General features: G+C 72.4%; 14 protein-coding genes and 1 pseudogene. 11 read left to right on the top strand and 4 right to left on the bottom strand.

Going from position 1 to position 15,182, the window contains the following annotated elements; all coding sequences use genetic code 11:
* Window positions 1-14: 14 nt before the first annotated feature.
* From NYZ98_RS33790 to thpR, 5 genes are all read left to right on the top strand, one after another.
* Window positions 15-1,778, top strand: coding sequence for an ABC transporter ATP-binding protein (locus tag NYZ98_RS33790; RefSeq protein ID WP_262847870.1), 1,764 nt, complete (start codon window positions 15-17; stop codon window positions 1,776-1,778).
* A gap of 222 nt (window positions 1,779-2,000) precedes the next feature.
* Window positions 2,001-3,266: an MFS transporter gene (locus NYZ98_RS33785; protein WP_262847869.1), complete on the top strand. Its 1,266-nt coding sequence runs from the start codon at window positions 2,001-2,003 to the stop codon at window positions 3,264-3,266.
* A 108-nt stretch (window positions 3,267-3,374) separates the two neighbouring features.
* Window positions 3,375-3,836, top strand: a complete 462-nt coding sequence (locus NYZ98_RS33780) for a MarR family transcriptional regulator (protein WP_380708704.1) — start codon at window positions 3,375-3,377, stop codon at window positions 3,834-3,836.
* Window positions 3,833-5,257 carry an MFS transporter gene (locus NYZ98_RS33775; protein ID WP_262847867.1) on the top strand — a complete coding sequence of 475 codons (1,425 nt, stop codon included), beginning with the start codon at window positions 3,833-3,835 and terminating at the stop codon, window positions 5,255-5,257. Before NYZ98_RS33780 ends, NYZ98_RS33775 begins: the two co-directional genes overlap by 4 nt.
* Window positions 5,211-5,774, top strand: a complete 564-nt coding sequence (gene thpR / locus NYZ98_RS33770) for an RNA 2',3'-cyclic phosphodiesterase (RefSeq protein WP_262847866.1) — start codon at window positions 5,211-5,213, stop codon at window positions 5,772-5,774. Before NYZ98_RS33775 ends, thpR begins: the two co-directional genes overlap by 47 nt.
* A 123-nt stretch (window positions 5,775-5,897) precedes the next feature.
* On the opposite strand, the gene NYZ98_RS33765 is transcribed toward thpR, so the two are convergent.
* On the bottom strand, window positions 5,898-6,869 hold the full coding sequence (locus tag NYZ98_RS33765; RefSeq protein WP_262847865.1) for an aldo/keto reductase: 972 nt from the start codon (window positions 6,867-6,869) through the stop codon (window positions 5,898-5,900).
* Between the two features lie 167 nt (window positions 6,870-7,036).
* On the opposite strand from NYZ98_RS33765, the gene NYZ98_RS33760 reads away from it, so the two are divergent.
* On the top strand, window positions 7,037-8,167 hold the full coding sequence (locus NYZ98_RS33760) for a hypothetical protein (protein WP_262847864.1): 1,131 nt from the start codon (window positions 7,037-7,039) through the stop codon (window positions 8,165-8,167).
* Here the strand turns inward: NYZ98_RS33760 and NYZ98_RS33755 are convergent.
* Window positions 8,145-8,546 carry a hypothetical protein gene (locus tag NYZ98_RS33755; protein WP_262847863.1) on the bottom strand — a complete coding sequence of 134 codons (402 nt, stop codon included), beginning with the start codon at window positions 8,544-8,546 and terminating at the stop codon, window positions 8,145-8,147. The two genes, NYZ98_RS33760 and NYZ98_RS33755, sit on opposite strands and share 23 nt — an antisense overlap.
* 87 nt (window positions 8,547-8,633) lie before the next feature.
* Here NYZ98_RS33755 and NYZ98_RS33750 point away from each other — a divergent pair, with 87 nt between their 5' ends.
* The 4 genes from NYZ98_RS33750 to NYZ98_RS33735 are packed head-to-tail and all read left to right on the top strand — an operon-like array spanning window position 8,634 to window position 13,118.
* The gene (locus NYZ98_RS33750) at window positions 8,634-9,677 is read left to right on the top strand and encodes an NAD-dependent epimerase/dehydratase family protein (protein WP_262847862.1); all 1,044 of its coding nucleotides are present in this window, start codon (window positions 8,634-8,636) and stop codon (window positions 9,675-9,677) included.
* On the top strand, window positions 9,674-10,858 hold the full coding sequence (lhgO, locus tag NYZ98_RS33745; protein ID WP_262847861.1) for an L-2-hydroxyglutarate oxidase: 1,185 nt from the start codon (window positions 9,674-9,676) through the stop codon (window positions 10,856-10,858). Before NYZ98_RS33750 ends, lhgO begins: the two co-directional genes overlap by 4 nt.
* A gap of 23 nt (window positions 10,859-10,881) precedes the next feature.
* Window positions 10,882-11,583 carry a response regulator transcription factor gene (locus tag NYZ98_RS33740; RefSeq protein WP_262847860.1) on the top strand — a complete coding sequence of 234 codons (702 nt, stop codon included), beginning with the start codon at window positions 10,882-10,884 and terminating at the stop codon, window positions 11,581-11,583.
* A 17-nt stretch (window positions 11,584-11,600) separates the two neighbouring features.
* On the top strand, window positions 11,601-13,118 hold the full coding sequence (locus NYZ98_RS33735; protein WP_316249631.1) for a sensor histidine kinase: 1,518 nt from the start codon (window positions 11,601-11,603) through the stop codon (window positions 13,116-13,118).
* Here NYZ98_RS33735 and NYZ98_RS33730 read toward each other — a convergent pair.
* On the bottom strand, window positions 13,115-13,795 hold the full coding sequence (locus NYZ98_RS33730; protein ID WP_262847859.1) for an ABC transporter ATP-binding protein: 681 nt from the start codon (window positions 13,793-13,795) through the stop codon (window positions 13,115-13,117). The two genes, NYZ98_RS33735 and NYZ98_RS33730, sit on opposite strands and share 4 nt — an antisense overlap.
* Before the next feature lie 80 nt (window positions 13,796-13,875).
* Window positions 13,876-14,790 (bottom strand): efflux RND transporter periplasmic adaptor subunit, encoded by a 915-nt coding sequence (locus tag NYZ98_RS33725; protein WP_262847858.1) that lies wholly within the window; start codon window positions 14,788-14,790, stop codon window positions 13,876-13,878.
* Between NYZ98_RS33725 and NYZ98_RS33720 the strand changes: the two are divergent.
* Window positions 14,789-15,182: pseudogene (locus tag NYZ98_RS33720) on the top strand (hypothetical protein); the annotation flags it as partial. The gene NYZ98_RS33725 and the pseudogene NYZ98_RS33720 overlap by 2 nt on opposite strands.

Here is a 15,182-nt window from a genome sequence, read left to right as displayed (position 1 = left end):
GGAGGGGTGGTCGCGTGGCCGTGTCGCACGGTGCGCTGGATCACCGGTACCGGGGTGAGCATCCGGTACGCACGCTCGCCTACCTGCTCCGCGAGGACCGCGCCCGCATCGCCCTCGCGTTCGGCGCGTACGTGGTCAAGCACAGCCCGACCTGGCTGCTGCCGCTGGTCACGGCGAACATCGTCGACGTCGTGGTGGGCCACCTGCCCATCTGGCGGCTGTGGGCCAACATCGGCGTTCTGCTCGTCCTGCTGATCCTGAACTACCCCTTCCACCTGGCTTACATCCGCCTCCTCAGCGGGGCGGTCCGCCGGATGGGGACGAACCTGCGGTCGGCGCTGTGCCGCCGGATGCAGCAGCTCTCCATCGGCTACCACTCGCGGGTCAGCGCCGGCGTGCTGCAGACCAAGGTCATCCGTGACGTGGAGAGCGTCGAGCAGATGCTCCAGCAGGGCGGGGACATGGGCCTCGGGGCGCTGTGCATGCTCGGCGGCGGCCTGGTCGTGATCGCCGTGCGGGTGCCGGCGGCGCTGCCGGTGTTCCTCGTCGTGGTGCCGGCCGCCGCCTTCCTGGTCAGGCGGATGCGGGACCGGCTCCGCTCCGACAACGAGAGCTTCCGCCAGGAGGTGGAGCGGCTCTCCTCGCGGGTGACCGAGATGACGCACCTCATCCCGATCACCAGGGCGCACGGCCTGGAGCAGGACGCGATCAACCGGGTCGACGGGACGCTGTCCAAGGTCCTGCGGACGGGCCTGCGGCTGGACCTGCTCAACGGCCGGTTCGGCGCGCTGGCGTGGATCACCCTCAACGCGCTCGGCGTCGGCTTCCTCGCGGGCTCGGCGTGGGTCGCGTACTACCAGGTGCTCGCGATCACCCCCGGGGACGTGGTGATGCTCAGCGCCTTCTTCGCCACGCTGACCTCCGCGGTGACCACGCTGATGAGCCTCACGCCGGTGATCAGCAAGGGCATGGAGGCCGTGCGCTCGGTCGGCGAGGTGCTCCAGGCGCCGGACCTGGAGAACAACGCGGGCAAGGCCGAGATCGACTCGGTCCGGGGGGTCGTGGAGTTCCAGGACGTCTCGTACGCCTACGGCGAGGACCGCCCCGCGGTCGCGGACTTCGGGCTGACCGTCTCGCCGGGGGAGACCGTCGCCCTCGTCGGCGCCTCCGGGGCGGGCAAGTCGACCATCCTCAACCTGGTCATCGGCTTCCTCCGGCCCACCTCCGGGCGGATCCTGCTGGACGGCCGCGACATGGAGTCGCTCGACCTGCGCACCTACCGCCGGTTCGTGTCGGTGGTGCCCCAGGAGTCGATCCTGTTCGAGGGGAGCGTCCGGGACAACGTCCTGTACGGGCTGACGGACGTGCCGGACGAGGCGCTCAGGGACGCCCTGCGGGACGCGAACGCCCTGGAGTTCGTGGACCGGCTGCCCGAGGGGCTGGACACGGTGGTGGGGGAGCGCGGCGCCCGGCTGTCCGGCGGGCAGAAGCAGCGGCTCGCCATCGCGCGCGCCCTCATCAGGGACCCACGCGTGCTCATCCTCGACGAGGCCACCTCCGCGCTGGACACCAGGTCGGAGGCGCTCATCCAGCAGGCGCTCGCGCGGCTGGTCGCCGGCAGGACGGTCTTCGTGGTGGCCCACCGCCTGTCGACCATCCGTACGGCGGACCGCATCGTCGTCATGGAGGACGGCCGCGTCGTGGAGACGGGCACCCACGACGAACTGGTCCGCCGCCGCGGCGCCTACTCCGGCCTCCAGGCGGCCCAGCTCGGGTGAGGACCGGCGGGGAGACGTCCGGCGAGAATCCCGCGGGACGACCCCGCGCGAGCGCGTCCGGTGAGACCCCGGTGAGCGCGTCCGGCGAGACCCCCGCGAGCGTGCCTCGCGAGACCCCCGCGAGCGTGCTCGGCGAGGTCGCGGCCGATATTCGATTGCCGGGCCCGTGGCGGCGTGGCTAGGCTCGAACGTCGGTTTCTCGCAGGTGATCGGAGGGTGGCCATGCTGTGGCGTGCCCTCGCCCGCCGCTTCCCCGTGCTCGCGATCCGCGACTTCAGGCTCCTGCTGGCCGATCGCCTCCTCGCTCCCGCGTCCTTCGCGTTCTCGCTGGTCGGCGTCTCGTTCGCCGTCCTGGACCTGACCGGGTCCACCGCCGACCTGTCGTACGTCCTGGCGGCGCAGATCGCCCCGTCGCTGGTGTTCACGCTGATCAGCGGGGTCATCGCCGATCGCGTCGCGCCGCAGAAGGTGATCGTCGCGGCCAACGTCATGATGGCCGTGGGCGAGGGGACCCTGGGCCTGCTGGTGCTCAGCGGCCACGCCCGCATCTGGCAGATGATCGTGCTGGAGACCCTGACCGGCGTGGGGCTGGCGATCTTCTATCCGGCGTCGCAGGCGCTGCTGCCGAAGATCGTGCCCGACGCGATGCTCCAGCAGGCCAACGCCTTCAGCAGGCTCGCGATGAACCTCGCCCAGATGGGCGGTGCCGCCGCCGCGGGCGTGGTCGTCGCGGCCGTCGGCCCCGGCTGGGCGCTCGCCGCCTGCGGTACCGGCCTGCTCGGCACGATCCCCCTGCTGCTCGCCATCCGGGCCGTCGGCCACGAACGGGCGCGCGGCCCCGGTATGGTCGGCGAGCTTAAGGAGGGCTGGTCGGAGTTCGTCTCCCACACCTGGCTGTGGGCGATCGTGGCGCAGTTCTGCGTCATCATGATGGCCTGGTACGGAGGGTTCCAGGTCCTCGGCCCGGCCGCCGCCAAGGAACATCTCGGCGGCCCGGCCGCCTGGGGGGCGATCGCCGCCGCCGAGGCCTTCGGCCTGATCGTCGGCGGGGTGGTGTCCCTGCGGTACACGCCGCGCAGGCCCATGCTGTTCGTGGTGTGCCTCGGCGGCGCCATAGCGGTCTCGCCGCTGTCGCTGGCCATGCTCTGGCCGCTCCCCGCGCTCTGCCTGACCGCCGTGTTCCTGGGGATGGCCAACGAGATGATGATGGTGCAGTGGAGCGTGACGCTGGCCCGCAACATCCCGCCCGGCAAGCTGGCCCGCGTGTCGGCCTACGACGCGCTCGGCTCGGTCATGGCGATGCCGCTCGGCGCCCTGCTCGCCGGCCCGATCGCGGCCGTGGCCGGGCTCTCGGCCACGCAGTACGGCGCGGCGGCGCTGATCGTCGTGGCGTCCGCGCTGGCCCTGCTCTCCCGTGACGTGCGCACGATGCGCTCGCCCTCCGGCGAACCTGAGCTGCCCTCGGTACCCGCCGCCCCCGCCGGGTAGCGGAAGCCTCGCATCCGGGCCGGTTCGTGCGGCGGGCACGGGGTTGTAGAAATATCGGGCCATCAGGAATCATGAGACGTCGTATATAGTTAGCAAAGGTAATGACTTATGCTAATGAACACTCCCAAGACGGGGCGCCTGTTGGACCTACGCAGCGACGCCGTTCTGGCGTCCGCGCTGCGCGTCTCCCTGGCGCGACTGACCAGACGGCTGCGGCGCCAGGCCGGAGCCCACAAGCTGACTCCCACCCAGCTCGCGACGCTCGCCGCCGTCGAACGGCATTCCGGGATAACCCCTGGCGAGCTGGCCGAGCTCGAAAAGATGCAGCCCCCCTCGATGACCCGGGTGATCGCCGCGCTGGAGGAACGGGGGCTGCTCGCCCGTACTCCGCATCCGACCGACCGCCGCCAGGTGGCCGTCAGCGTGACGGAGCCAGGCCGAGGACTGTTGAAGGAGGAGCGCAGGGGCAAGGAGGCGTGGCTAGCCCAGCGGCTCCAGGAACTGTCTCCGGAGGAGCGGACGGCGCTGCGGGCGGCGGCGCCGATCCTGGAGAAACTCTCGCAGATGTGATCCGTCCACAGGTTGTGGACGAGGACGCCGGCGACCCTCCCGAACCCGGGGCGCGGGCCGCGCTGCGCGAGGTCGAGGGGGCGGAGCTCCGTGAGGTCCAGGCCGAGGAGACCAGGGGCGTCCAGGCCGAGGACGCCCCCGGGCCCCCGGCCGCCGCCGCCCGGACGGGCGGCATGTTCCGCTCGTTGCGCAACTACAACTACCGCCTCTTCGTCTCCGGCAGCGTGGTGTCGAACGTCGGCACCTGGATGCAGCGCACGGCCCAGGACTGGCTGGTCCTGGAGCTGACCCACGGCAGCTCGGCGGCCCTGGGCATCACGACCGCCCTGCAGTTCCTGCCGATCGTCGTCTTCGGCCTCTGGGGCGGCATGCTGGCCGACCGGTATCCGAAGCGGCCACTGCTCATGGCCGCCCAGTCCCTGCTCGGCATGCTGGCGCTCACGATGGGCCTGCTGACCGTCACCGGTCACGCCCAGGCGTGGCACGTCTACGTGATGGCGTTCATGCTCGGTCTGGTGTCCTGCGTCGAGGTGCCCACGCGGCAGTCGTTCGTCGTGGAGATGGTCGGCCGCGCCGACCTGGCCAACGCGATCGCCCTGAACAGCTCCACGTTCAACCTCGCGCGGGTCGTCGGGCCCGCCGTCGCCGGTCTGCTGATCTACGCCCTGGGGGGCACCGGACCGATCTTCCTGGTGAACGCGGCGTCCTTCGCGGCGGTGATCACCGGCCTGTTCCTGATGCGCGCGTCGGAGCTGCGCACCCCCGAGCCGCTGGCCCGGGCCAAGGGGCAGTTGCGCGAGGGCCTGCGGTACGTGTGGCACCGGCCCGAGCTGCTGATGCCGATCCTGCTGGTGGCGTTCGCGGCGATGTTCGCCACCAGCTTCTCGATGAGCATCGCGCTGATGGCCAAGCAGGTGTTCGGCCAGGACGCGTCGTCGTTCGGCGTGGCGTCCAGCGTGTTCGCGGTCGGGGCGCTCGGCGGCGCGCTGCTCGCCGCGCGGCGGGCGCGGCCGACCCGCCGCCTGCTGATCGGCGGGGGCATCTGCTTCGGCGTCGCCCAGATCGCCGCCGGCATGGCGCCGGTCTACCCGATCTTCCTGATCATGCTGGTCCCCGCCGGCATGGCGATGATCACGACGACCACGGCCGCGAACTCGTCGGTCCAGCTCGCGGCGTCGCCCGCCATGCGCGGGCGTGTCATGGGAATCTATGTCCTGGTGTTCACCGGCGGCGCCCCCATCGGCGCGCCGCTGATCGGCTGGGTCGGCGAGCTGGCCGGGCCCCGGCTCGGCATGGTGATCTGCGGGGTGATGTGCCTGGTGGGCGTCGGAATCGCGATCCTGCTGACCAGGTTCGCTGCGGGAAGGACGCGCGGTGCGGTTGTTCGTGGCGTTGTCGCCGCCCCCGGAGGGGCTCGCTGAGGTCGCCGAGGCCGTCGGCTCCCTCGGGAAGGACTGGCCGGAGCTGCGGTGGGTGGCGCCCGAGACGTGGCACGTCACGATGGCGTTCCTCGGCGAGGTCGGCGAGGGCGTGCTGCCCGGCCTCGGCGTGCGGCTGGCGCGGGCGGCGGCGCGCTACCCCCCGATGACGCTGTCGTTCGCGGCCGGGGGCACCTTCCCCGCCGCCGCGCGGGCGCGGGTCGTGTGGCTCGGCGTGGCGGGCGGGGAGACGACCCTCAGCCGGCTGGCCGCCTCGCTGGCGGCGGGCGCGCGGCGCGCAGGGGCCGATCACGCCGACAGGAAGCCCTTCCACCCCCACCTGACCCTCGCGCGCTCGCGTCCGCGCACGGGCGTCGACGCGCGTCCGCTGATCGAGGGGCTGAGCGGGTTCGCGGGGACGCCCTGGCTCGCGGACTCCGTCCATCTGATGCGCAGCCATCTCGGGCCGGTGGTGCGTTACGAGACGCTCGATTCCTGGCGACTCACCGGACGCGGCTAGGCTCCATGGCGTGGACCGTCCTCGTCGCTGGTTGCTGCCTACGGTGCTCGTGCTGCTCGTGGTCATCGTGGTGATCGGCGCGCTGGTCACCTAGCCCGCGCCGATCACCTGGCCGATGCCGGTCTACCAGGCGTACGCCTCGGGGGCCGGGCCGCCGGGGCCGGGGAAGATCTCGTCGAGACGGGTGAGCGCCTTCTCGTCGAGCTTGATCTCCAGGGCGCGGAGGCTGCCCTCGAGCTGGTCGTTCGTCCGGGGGCCGATGATCGGGCCGGTCACGGCCGTCTGCTCTAGGAGCCAGGCCAGCGCGACGTTGGCCGGGTCCTCGCCCAGCTCATCGCAGAACGCCTCGTACTGCTCGACCTTGTCGCGGTGCTTCTCCAGCTCCGAAAGCATGGTCGGGGACGCGGAACGGCCCTTGTCGATCTTGCGGAGCACGCCGCCGAGCAGGCCGCCGGCGAGGGGGCTCCACGGGATCACCCCGAGGCCGTAGTCGTCGCAGGCCGGGAGCACTTCCAGCTCCACGCTGCGGGTGAGCAGGTTGTAGTGCGACTGCTCCGACACCAGGCCGGAGAAGCCGCGCCGCCTGGCCTCCTCCTGCGCCTTGACGATGTGCCATCCGGCGAAGTTGGACGAGCCGGCGTAGATGATCTTGCCCTGCTGGCGGAGGACTTCCATCGCCTCCCAGATCTCCTCGAACGGAGTGTTCCGGTCGACGTGGTGGAACTGGTACAGGTCGATGTAGTCGGTCTGCAGGCGCTTGAGCGAGGCGTCACACGCCCGCCGGATGTTCAGGGCCGACAGGTGGTCGTCGTTCGGCCAGTCGCCCATGGAGCCATAGAGCTTGGTGGCGATGACCGTCTTCTCGCGACGCCCGCCGCCCTTGGCGAACCAGTTGCCGACGATCTTCTCGGTTATCCCCTCCCCCTGCTTCCAGCCGTAGACGTTTGCCGTGTCGAAGAAGTTGATCCCCAGCTCGTGAGCCCTGTCCATAATGGCGAACGAGTCCTCTTCCGAGGTCTCGGGGCCGAAGTTCATGGTGCCCAGGCAGAGGCGGCTCACGGAGAGACCGGCGCGTCCAAGGTGTACGTATTCCATGCCCTCACCCTAAGCACCTGGAGTGCACTCCAGCCCAGCCCGCGCGCGGCGGAAGGACTCAAGCGGATCGATCGGGACGGGCGTGGTGCGGGATGCGCCGGCCAGTCTTGTCCCAAGTCAGGCCCAGGTCGGGCGCGGTGTGTCTGATCGCGGGGCATGATGAGCCAATGGGGAGCAGACGGGTGGTCATGGGGGCAGGGGTCCTTGCCGTGCTGGGACTGGCGGTGGCCGGCCCGCTCGCGGCGTCCGCCACGGGCGCCTCGGCCGCCACCGGAACGCCGTCCGCCAAGGGGGTCACGGGCGCCTCGTCCGCCAAGGGGGTCACGGGCGTCGAGGACGTGTCGGCCGCCAAGGAGAGGTTGCTGTTCCACTTCAAGGACCCGAGGATCGCCGAGTCGAGCGGCCTCGCCGTCTCGCCCACGCGCAAGGGCGTGATCTACACCCACAACGACAGCGGCGCCGGCCCGCGGTTCTACGCCGTCGGCTCCGACGGCCGCACGCTGGCCGCGTTCACGCTGGCGGGGGCCGCGGCCCGTGACTGGGAGGCCATGGCCGCCTCGGTCGACCCGGCGACCGGAGCGGGCGTCCTGTGGTTCGCCGACATCGGGGACAACCTCAACGGCGCCTGGCCCGACTACTCGATCTACAAGGTCGCCGAGCCGACGACGATGCGCGACGCGACGCTCCAGGCGACCCGCTACCGCTTCCGGTACAAGGACGGCGGGCGCAACGCCGAGGGCATCATGGTCAACCCGATCACCGGGCGCCTGTACGTCGTGAGCAAGGAGTTCTCCGGTTCGATCTACGCGGCCCCGGCCAAGCTGCGCACCGACCGGGTGAACATCCTGCGCCGCGTCGGCCCGGCCCCCATCATGGCGACGGACGCGGCGTACGCCCCCGACGGGTCGAGCTTCGTGATCCGCACCTACTTCTCGGCGTCGCTCTACCGTGCGCCGGGCGAGCTGATCAGCAGGGTGTCGATGCCCTCGCTGCGGCAGGCCGAGTCGATCGCCTACACCCGGGACGGCAGGGCCCTGCTGACCGGGTCCGAGGGGGTGAACAGCCCGGTGTACGAGGTGCCGCTCCCGGCGTCGGCGCTGCCCAAGAGGCCGGTGGGGACGCCGTCGCGGTCGAGCGCCGCGCCGTCCAGGGTCGCCGGGGTGCCCGAGGCCGCCGCCTCGAACGCGGCCGGGCGCGACGGCGACGGCGGGGTGCCCGCCGGGGTGATCGCGCTGTGGCTCGGCGTCGCGCTCGGCGCCACGGCCATCATCGCGTTCATCGCCCGCCGCGCCGGCTAGGGCCGGGCTCGGAGGCGTTCATGCGGGGGATGAAGTGCTCTCCCTGGAGGGCGCGTTCCACCAGTTCGACCGAGGTGGCGAGCTTCACCAGCCGGGGGCCCTCGCGGCGGTAGGCGGCGAGCACGGCCTCGATGGCGTGCGGCGGCAGGTGTTCCTTGAGGTCGACCGCCGCGCCTCGGTAACCGGCGCGGGCCGCCTCGACGGAGGCGTTCACGTGGTGGCGGGCCATGCGGGCCAAGGCGAGGGGGTGGCGCCGGAGCACGCCGTACGCGCGGTAGTCGGGCGGCACGGCGTCGAGCAGCCAGGCCACCGCCGAGGCCTCCCAGTCGGGGCTCCCCGGCGGGAGGACCTCGGTGGGCCACCCGGGCGGAACGTGCACGTCAGGAAGTATATCGAATACATGTTCGATCACGGTGTGGCGGCCGGGGCCCTTTCGCCTACCCTGGCCAAGCGTTAGCTTGCCTACATGCGTGTTGTGATCACCGGGGCGTCCGGATTCGTCGGCTGCCACGCGGTGGCGGCGTTACAGGCCGCCGGTCATGAACCGGTCCTGCTCATCCGCGACCCCGAAAAGACGGCGAGGGTCCTCGCGAGTGTCGGCGTCACCGAGACGCCGGAGACGCACAAGGCCGACATCCGGGACGCGCGGGCCGTACGGGCGTGCCTGGAGCGCGGGGAGGCCGTCCTGCACGCCGCCGCCGAGATCGGCATCACCGGCCGGGGCGGCGACCTCGCCGGCACCAACGTCACCGGGCTGAGGAACGTCCTCGGCCAGGCCGCCGAGCTGGGCCTCGACCCGATCGTGCACGTCTCCACGACGACGGTCTTCATCCCGCCGCGCGGCCCCGTGATCACCGCCGACGGGCCGCTCTCCTCGCCCAGGACGGAGTACGGCAGGACCAAGGTCGACGGGGAGCGGTACGCGCGGGCCCTCCAGGACGACGGGCACCCGGTCACGATCGTCTACCCCCCGGGCGTCATCGGCCCGCACCAGCCCAAACTTGACTCGATGGTCGAGGGCCTGCGCGGCGGCCTGGTCCAGGGCTGGCCGATCACCACCGGCGGCGCCGGCCTCATGGACGTGCGCGACCTCGCCGTGGCGCTCACCCGCTGCCTGGAACCGGGCAAGGGGGCGCGCAGGTTCCTGCTCGGCGGCCACTTCCTGCGGTGGGCCGAACTGGCCGACGTCTGCGACGAGGTCACCGGCCGGCGATGCCGCCGCTACCCGGCCCCGGCGGCGCTGCTCAGGGCCGCCGCCGCCGTCCTGGACACGGTCAAGAAGGTCCGGCCCGTCGACTACCCGCTGACCCGGGACGCGGTCGACATCATGGTGACGACGGTCCCCGCCGACGACGCCGAGACGATGGACGCGCTGGCCCTGCGCCTGCGGCCCGTCCAGGAGTCGGTGGCCGACACGCTCCGGTGGCTGGCCGAGGCGGGGCACATCGCACCCCGATATATCGGTCGTCTGGCGCGCACTTCGCAAAGCGAGGAAGATATCGCCTTGTGAGTGAGCGAATCGGGGTCGTCGGCGCGGGCATCCTGGGGCTGGCGGTGGCCCGGGAGCTGGCCTCGCGCGGCGCCACGGTCACCGTGCTCGACAAGGAGGACCACGTCGCCGCCCACCAGACCGGCCACAACAGCGGCGTCGTCCACGCGGGCATCTACTACACCCCCGGCTCGCTCAAGGCGCGCCTCTGCCGGGACGGCGGGGCGCTGCTCCGCGAATACTGCGCCGAGCACGGCATCCCGTACGAGGAGGTGGGCAAGCTCGTCGTCGCCTCGACGGCCGCCGAACGGGCCGGCCTGAAGCGCATCGCCGGCCGTGCCAGGGAGAACGGCGTCCCCGGCATCGCCGAGCTGGACGCGCTCGGGCTGCGCGAGGTCGAACCGCACGCCGTGGGCGTGGGCGCGGTCCACTCCCCGCACACCGCGATCGCCGACTTCCCCGCCGTGGCCCGCCGCCTCGCCGCCGACGTCGCCGAGCTGGGCGGGTCGGTCCTGCTCGGGCACCAGGTGCGCGCGGTCCGCGAGACGGCCTCCGGGGTGGAGGTGCTGGCGGGGACCGCGCGGCTGGCCTTCGACCGGCTGGTCTGCTGCGCGGGGCTCGGATCCGACGCCGTCGCCGCGATGACCGGGTACGCGGGGGACGTGCGCATCGTCCCGTTCCGCGGGGAGTACTACAAGCTGGCCGGGGGCGCCAAGGACTTCGTCAGGGGGCTCCTCTACCCGGTGCCCGACCCGCGCTACCCGTTCCTCGGGGTCCACCTCACCCGCCGCGTGGACGGCGAGGTGCTGGTCGGGCCGAACGCCGTGCTCGCCCTGGCCCGCGAGGGCTACACGTGGGGGGACGTGTCGTTCCGCGACCTGCGCGACATCCTGACCTGGCCGGGGACCCGCCGCATGGCCGCCGCGCACTGGAGGACCGGCGTCGGCGAGGTCTACGGCTCGCTCGTCAAGAAAGCCTTCCTCCGGGCCGCCCGCCGCTACGTCCCCATCCTGACGGCCGAGGACCTCGTACGGGCCCCCGGCGGTGTGCGCGCCCAGGCGGTCGCCAGGGACGGGAGCCTGATCGACGACTTCGTCATCGACGTGCACGGCAAGGTCATCCTGGTGCGCAATGCCCCTTCGCCGGCCGCCACTTCGAGCCTGGCGATAGCCCGGCACATCATGTCTTTCATCCCGGCTTAAGAAAACCAGGTCACTATAGGCATGTGACCGATTCGCCGGAAGCCCGACTGCTGGTCGTCGAGGACGACCCGAACATCCTCGAACTGCTGGCCGCCAGCCTGCGGTTCGCCGGATTCGAGGTGACCCCGGCAGGGAGCGGGGCCCAAGCGGTGGAGTCCGCCCAGCGCCGACGGCCGGACCTGATCGTCCTGGACGTCATGCTGCCCGACATGGATGGGTTCGACGTCGTACGGCGGCTACGCGGCGGCGGCGCTCACACGCCGGTGGTGTTCCTCACGGCGCGCGACGCCACCGAGGACAAGATCAGGGGGCTCACGCTGGGCGGGGACGACTACGTCACCAAGCCGTTCAGCCTGGAAGAGGTGATCGCGCGCATCCGCGCGGTGCTGCGACGCACGGCCGGCGACCCGATGGCGCCGCCGCCCCGGATGACCTTCGCCGACATCGAGCTGGACGAGGAGAGCCACGAGGTGTGGCGGCACGGCACCGTCGTCCCGCTGTCGCCCACGGAGTTCAAGCTGCTCCGCTACTTCATGGCGAACGCCGGGCGGGTGCTGTCCAAGGCCCAGATCCTCGACCACGTCTGGGACTACGACTTCCGGGGCGACGCGGGGATCGTCGAGTCGTACGTGTCCGTCCTGCGCCGGAAGATCGACAACTCGACGCCCCGGCTGATCCACACCCTCCGCGGCGTCGGCTACGTCCTGCGGACCCCACCGACGTGAACCCGGACCCATCGGTCGTGAGGCCGGCCCTGCGGCGTATTTCGTCCATCTCGGCGCGGACGCCGCTGCGCATCAAGCTGATCGCCACGATGCTGGCGCTGGTCGCCATCGCGCTGGCCGGCATCGGCGTGAGCAGCGTGTCCGTGCTCCGCGGCTACCTCGTCGACCGGGTCGACCAGCAGCTCGCCACGTTCGCCCAGGACGTCGCCCGGCGCCTGCAGCGCGGGCCCGGCCTCGGCAACCGCGTACCGCCCGACGGGCTGATCCAGGTCCGCGACCCCGACGGGAAGATCGTGATCGCGGCGAACGGGCTGGAGACCGAGAACCTGCCAGGACCCGTGCTGCCGGACCTGGCCGGGGCGTCGGCGTGGGCGCCGAGGACCGTGCCCGCCGTGCAGGGCGGCGGGGAGTGGCGCGTCCGGGTGGCCACCGCGGCCGGCGTGGGCAGCATCGTGATCGCGATCGACCTGTCGTCGGTCGACCAGATCAGCGCCCGCCTCGCCCTGACCGAACTGCTCGGCGGCGGTGTCGTCATGGTGGTCCTCGCCCTGTTCGGCGTGGTGATCGTCCGCCGGAGCATGCGCCCGCTGGCCGAGATGGAGCACACCGCCGCGGCCATCGCGGCCGGCGACCTCGGCAGGCGGGTGCCCGACCGCGACCCGCGCACCGAAGTGGGCAGCCTCGCGGCGTCGCTCAACGGGATGCTCGCCCAGATCGAGACCGCCTTCCGGGCCCGCGAGGTGTCCGAGGCGGCGGCCCGGACGTCCGAGGAACGCATGCGGCGGTTCGTCGCCGACGCCTCCCACGAACTGCGCACCCCGCTGACCTCGATCCGCGGCTTCGCCGAGTTCTACCGGCAGAACCCCGCGGGCGACCCGGCGCGGCTCATGCGCCGGGTCGAGGACGCCGCCGCCCGCATGGGCGTCCTCGTCGAGGACCTGCTGCTCCTCGCCCGCCTCGACCAGCAGCGGCCGCTCGCGATGCGGCCCGTCGACCTGCTCGCCCTGGCCGCCGACGCCGTCCAGGACGCGCGCATCCTCGCCGACGACCGCGACATCGCGCTGGAGGTGTCCGGGGACGTGGCGCCGATCGTCACCGGGGACGAGGTGCGGATCCGCCAGATCGTCGGCAACCTGATGAGCAACGCGCTCGCGCACACGCCACCGGGCACGCCGATCAGGGTCCGCGCGGGCACCGACGGGGCCACCGCGTTCCTCGAAGTGATCGACAAGGGTCCGGGTCTGGCCGCCGACCAGGCCGAACGCGTCTTCGAACGCTTCTACCGCGCCGACCCGTCCCGCTCACGCACCAACGGCACCGGCGACGGGGGCCGTGCGGCGGAGGTGCCCGCTGGGACGGCGACGGCCGGGGGCAACGGGCTGGGTCTCGCCATCGTCGCGGGGTACGTGGCCGCGCACGGGGGGACCGTCTGCGTCGAGACCTCGCCGGGCGCGGGCGCCACCTTCCGTGTGGTCCTGCCGCTCTCTCCCGACGTCCTCCAGGACACCTCCGAACCGGACGACACGCGACCCTAGGCGTCCTCGTCCGCGATCCGGCCGTCGATCAGGCGGATCACCCGGTCGGCGCGGTCGGCGACGTCCCGTTCGTGGGTGATGAGGACGATCGTCCGTCCTGCCCGGTTGAGGTGGTCGAAGACCTCCAGCAGGTCGGCGGTAGCGCGGCTGTCAAGGTTGCCGGTGGGCTCGTCGGCGAGGACGAGGGCCGGCGCCGTGACCAGGGCCCTGGCGATCGCCACCCGCTGCTGCTGGCCGCCGGAGAGCTGGTTCGGCTCGTGGTGCCTGCGGTCCAGCAGGTCCACCAGTTCGAGCGCGGCCAGGGCGCGCCCGCGCCGCACGGAGGACGGCACCCCGCCGTACGCGAGCGGCAGCTCCACGTTGGCCAGCGCCGACATCCGGGGGATCAGGTTGAAGGTCTGGAACACGAACCCGATCTTCCGGCCGCGCAGCAGCGCCAGCCGCCGCTCGTCCAGGCGGGTCACGTCGACCCCGTCCAGCAGGTAGCGGCCCGCCGTGGGGACGTCGAGGCAGCCGAGGATGTGCATGAAAGTAGATTTTCCCGACCCGGACGCGCCCATCACGGCGACGTACTCACCGGCCGCCACGGTCAGCGACACCCCGCGCAGGGCGGCGACCGCCGTGTCCCCGTGGCCATAGGTCTTCCTGATATCCCGCGCTGCGATCACGGACGGCATCGGAATCTCCCCTCCGGGCAACCTCCGACACTCGCACGCCCGCCTGGGGACGGCCTGTGAGCCAGATCACAATTCGGGGTTCAGGACGAGGGCGGGGTGGCGGGGAGGCTGGGGAAGGTGGCGTCGGGGAAGCCGCCGGAGGCGCCGCCGTTCGGGAGTTCGACGCGGTCTCCCTCCGAGAGGCCGGAACGGATCTCCACGTACTGGTCGCCACGCACGCCGACCTCCACCGCCCGCTCGACGCTTTGCCCGCCGTTGCCGACGAGCACGGTCGGCACGCCGTCCGCCCTGGTCCGCAGGGCCTGCGCTGGCACGTACACGGCGTCCTCCGCCTCGTCGACGGTGACCTGCACGGTCGCCGTCTGGCCGAGCAGGAGATCCGCGGGCTGGCGTGCGAAGGCGATCATCACGCCGTACTGCACGAGCCGGTTGGTGCTCGTCGCCATCACGTCGATGTGCGTGACCTCGCCGGCGTACGTCCGGCCGGCCCGGGTGGCGAGGGAGACGGACGCCTTCTGGCCGATCTTCAGCCGGCCCACGTCGGTCTGGGAGAACATGGCCTTGACCTGGAGCTCGTCCAGGTCGCCGAGGGTGATGAACGCCGCCCCGGCGTTGGCCTGCGTGCCCACGACGCCCGCCACGCTGAGGATCGTGCCCTTCTCGGGAGCCTTGATCCGGACTCCCGCGAGGGCGTCCTCGGCGTTCTGGAGCGCGGTCCTGGCCTCGCTGATCTTCGCCTCGGCCTGCGCCACGGTCGTGACGGCCTGCCCGCCCTGACCGCCTCGGCCGCCCTGACCGCCCTGGCCGCGGCCGCCGCCGTTGCCCTGGCCGCCCCGCCCGTTCTGGCCGGACCTGCCCTGGGGCTGCCGCCCGCTGGGCCTGGCCGTCGGGGTCGCGGTGACGTGACCGTCGGGCGCCCCGCAGCTCGCCGACGGCGTGGCGGTGGGGGTCCGGCTCGGCTCGGGGGAGGCGTCCGGCTTCCCGGGCGGCGGCATGACGATGGTCGGCCTCCGCGACGGCTCCGCGGTCCGCGTACGCGAGGGCGTGGGGACCGGGGACGGCGACGCACTGGGGGTGCGAGAGGGCGACGCCGTGGGGGTCGCGGTGTGCGAAGGCGTGGGGGCGTGCGACGGCCCGGTGTGGCCGTGGGCGGGTGACGGCGAGGCGGAGGGCTTGGGGGAGTGTGAAGGCGCGGTGGGGCGAGGGGAGGGCGAGGCGGCGGGCTTGGTGACGTGCGCCTGTGCCGGAGCGGAGGCGGACGTTCGCGGCCGTATCGTCCCCGAGCCGTGCGACGGCTTGGCACCGGGCTTGCGGGTGGTCGCCGTGGCGGGGGGACGCGCCGGCTTCTTGGCCGCCGAGGTCGTGGGACGGGGGGTCGGCGTCGGGG

It is taken from the genome of Sphaerisporangium corydalis (genome assembly GCF_025506355.1).
Lineage (GTDB): Bacteria > Actinomycetota > Actinomycetes > Streptosporangiales > Streptosporangiaceae > Sphaerisporangium > Sphaerisporangium corydalis.
Note: the sequence above shows the minus strand (reverse complement) of the source record. Positions and strands in the feature narration are given on the sequence as shown.